This window comes from Parasynechococcus sp. (assembly GCF_042954245.1).
Classification (GTDB): domain Bacteria; phylum Cyanobacteriota; class Cyanobacteriia; order PCC-6307; family Cyanobiaceae; genus Parasynechococcus.
Genome location: NZ_JBGKDP010000107.1, coordinates 1 through 2,614, shown reverse-complemented (window position 1 = coordinate 2,614; position 2,614 = coordinate 1). Strand labels below are relative to the sequence as shown.

The window sequence follows — 2,614 nt, the reverse complement described above, 5'->3', positions numbered from 1 at the left end:
TCACTTCGCCGTCTTGAACCGGAAGTTCGAGGTAGTCGCGGTGGCCTGGACCACCGTCCACCTGGAGATCAACGGTGCCATTGCCCACGCTGCTGAGATCGAGGCTCAGGCGACCCTCGGCATCGGTGCGGCCCAGTTCCTGCCCTGGAGTGCCATCGGCATTGAGCAAGCGAACAACGGCCCCTTGGGTGGGTTCACCGTTGGAAAAGCTGCTGTTCAATTGCAGATTGCCATCGAGATAGTGCAGAGCACTTTCGATCTGATGGGCCTTAGCGGGAGCCAGCACCGAGCCGAGCAGAACCAGTGGAGCTAGCAGACGCAGCATGGAAGGGCGATCGGCGATCAATGGTGCCCATGATGCGGCTTCTCAGGCGGGCCGACCAGCACCCTGCTCTGTGATCCAGCCGGTAAACGGAACATCCCAGGACTCTCGTGGCAACGGTTCGGCCGCAAGGCAGGTTGAGGGCAGCACCACCCAGGCCGGCACGGCAGCCCAGGCGGGATCAGCCCTGAGTCGGTCGTAATACCCACCGCCGTAGCCCAGGCGGATTCCCGCGCCGTCCAACGCCAGCGCCGGCACCAGCAGCAGCGCCAGATGATTGGGGCCAAGGGCGTCTCCCGCGGCAGGAGCGGGAATGCCGCAGCCATCGGGCTGAAGCGGGTCCTCACCCCAGCTCCGGTAGGTGAGTCCGCCGCAGCCATCGGCCACCGGCAAGGCTAAGGGCGGATGGGGACCATCCCGCAGCGGCCGTAAATCCGCCTCCCCCGGCAGCGGCCAGTAGATCCCCACATGGCGGTTGCCGCAGTTGGACTGGCCGATCAGCGCCACTACGGCGTCCTGGATGGATCGCGTGGCCGCCTCTCTCAGATGACGCTGGGCTTTGAAGTGACGGCGCAGGGTTGGCTTGCTGCTCATCGCTGCAACCAGGCCGTCAGCGCCACCGCCAGGGCATCGGCCGCATCATCCGGTCGGGGCGGTTCATCCAGGTTCAACTCCCGCATCACCGCCTCCAGTACTTCATCTTTCTCGGCATGGCCGAACCCCGCCACGGCGAGTTTGATCTGCATGGGAGGGAACTCCACCATCGGAATCTTGAAGCGGGCCAGGGTCATCACCACCACGCCACGCGCTTGCACCACGTTGATGGTGTTGCTGGATCGGTAGAAGAAAAACTTCTCCACGGCCGCCAGTTCCGGGCGCCAGATCCGGATCAGCTGGCGTAGGTTGCCAGCGATCTCCACCATGCGATCACCATCGGCGCGACCGGAATCGGTCTGGATGATGCCGCAATCGAGCATGCGCTGGCATCGGTCCTGGATGTCGATCACCCCGTAGCCCACCCGGGCGAGGCCAGGGTCGATGCCGAGGATCCGCATGGGCTGATTGTGGGGGGATCAGGCGGCGAGGGCCAGTTCGAAATCAGCGTGGTCGCTGCTCTCGCTGCGCTCAAACACTTTGCAGAACACCTTCACCACCCGGTTGCCGGAATCCACCTGCTCCAGGGGGTCCTTGCGCAGACGGTGGCGCAGGCAGCAGGAGGTCACCCGGGCCACGTCTTCCTCGCTCACTTCCGTGCGTCCCTCGAAGGCGGCCAGGGCCCGGGCGGCACGATTGGTGACGATGTCACCCCGCAGACCATCCACATCCAGCTCGCCGCACACGGCGGAGATGCGCAGGCGCAGATCCTCATCGATGGTCACCTGGTCGAGGCGTTGCTGGGCCTCCACCACCCGCTGTTGCAGGGCGTTTTGATTGCCTTCCACGGCTGTGCTGAAGCTATCGGGATCGCTGTCGAAAGCGGTGCGCTGGTCCACCACCTGCACCCGCAGCTCTGGATCACGCACAGTGCGCACTTCCACGCTCATGCCGAAACGGTCGAGCAGTTGGGGGCGGAGTTCGCCTTCCTCGGGGTTGCCGGAGCCGATCAACACGAAACGCGCGGGGTGGCGCACGGAGACGCCTTCCCGTTCCACCGTGTTCCAGCCGGAGGCTGCTGAATCAAGAAGCACGTCGACGAGGTGGTCGTCGAGCAGGTTCACCTCATCCACGTACAGCAGGCCGCGGTTGGCCTTGGCCAGCAGGCCGGGCTCAAAGGCGCGCACGCCTTCGCTCAGGGCTTTCTCGATGTCGATGGTGCCGCAGAGGCGGTCTTCCGTTGCACCGAGGGGCAGATCCACCATCGGCACCTGCCGCGGTTCGGTGCTCAGGGTTTCCCCCTGTTGCATCCGCTCGCGCACCTCACTGCTCTGCAGGTCGGGATCGCTGGCCGAGCTGTTGTAGGGATCGCCGGCGACAACGTCGATGTCCGGCAGCAGATCGGCTAGGGCACGGATCGTGGTGGATTTGCCGGTGCCGCGGTCCCCCATGATCATCACGCCGCCGATGCGCGGATCGATCACGTTGAGAAGCAAGGCCAGCTTCATCTCCTCTTGACCGATCACCGCAGTGAAGGGGAAGACCCTGCGCTTCCGGGGTGCAGTCACGAGCAATTCTCTTGGCGTGCTCAGGATTGTTTCACAGGCTGCACGGTGATGACCTGCGGTGGCGTGGCATCAGCGGGATAGACCAGGCGAATGCGCACCTGCTTGGCTTCCCCTGGCTTGAGCATCAGCT

The 2,614-nt window shown here is 64.5% G+C and carries 5 protein-coding genes; all 5 read right to left on the bottom strand.

The window, feature by feature from the left end; translation table 11 throughout:
• Window positions 1–325, bottom strand: a 325-nt coding sequence (locus ACGVJ8_RS04895; RefSeq protein WP_392345945.1) for a hypothetical protein, incomplete at its 3' end; no start/stop codon positions are given.
• Between the two features lie 42 nt (window positions 326–367).
• Window positions 368–916 carry a 5-formyltetrahydrofolate cyclo-ligase gene (locus ACGVJ8_RS04890; protein ID WP_392345943.1) on the bottom strand — a complete coding sequence of 183 codons (549 nt, stop codon included), beginning with the start codon at window positions 914–916 and terminating at the stop codon, window positions 368–370.
• Window positions 913–1,377, bottom strand: coding sequence for a crossover junction endodeoxyribonuclease RuvC (gene ruvC, locus ACGVJ8_RS04885; RefSeq protein ID WP_392345941.1), 465 nt, complete (start codon window positions 1,375–1,377; stop codon window positions 913–915). Before ruvC ends, ACGVJ8_RS04890 begins: the two co-directional genes overlap by 4 nt.
• 18 nt (window positions 1,378–1,395) lie before the next feature.
• The gene (gene bchI, locus ACGVJ8_RS04880; protein ID WP_392345949.1) at window positions 1,396–2,484 is read right to left on the bottom strand and encodes a magnesium chelatase ATPase subunit I; all 1,089 of its coding nucleotides are present in this window, start codon (window positions 2,482–2,484) and stop codon (window positions 1,396–1,398) included.
• Window positions 2,485–2,504: 20 nt separating this feature from the next.
• Window positions 2,505–2,614 (bottom strand): DUF3370 family protein (locus ACGVJ8_RS04875; RefSeq protein ID WP_392345947.1); only part of this gene is annotated, 110 nt, incomplete at its 5' end.

What these genes read in the sequence shown, in the direction of transcription:
- ACGVJ8_RS04890 (WP_392345943.1), bottom strand. Translation starts at nt 916, where the DNA reads ATGAGCAGCAAGCCAACCCTGCGCCGTCACTTCAAAGCCCAGCGTCAT.
- ruvC (WP_392345941.1), bottom strand. Translation starts at nt 1,377, where the DNA reads ATGCGGATCCTCGGCATCGACCCTGGCCTCGCCCGGGTGGGCTACGGG.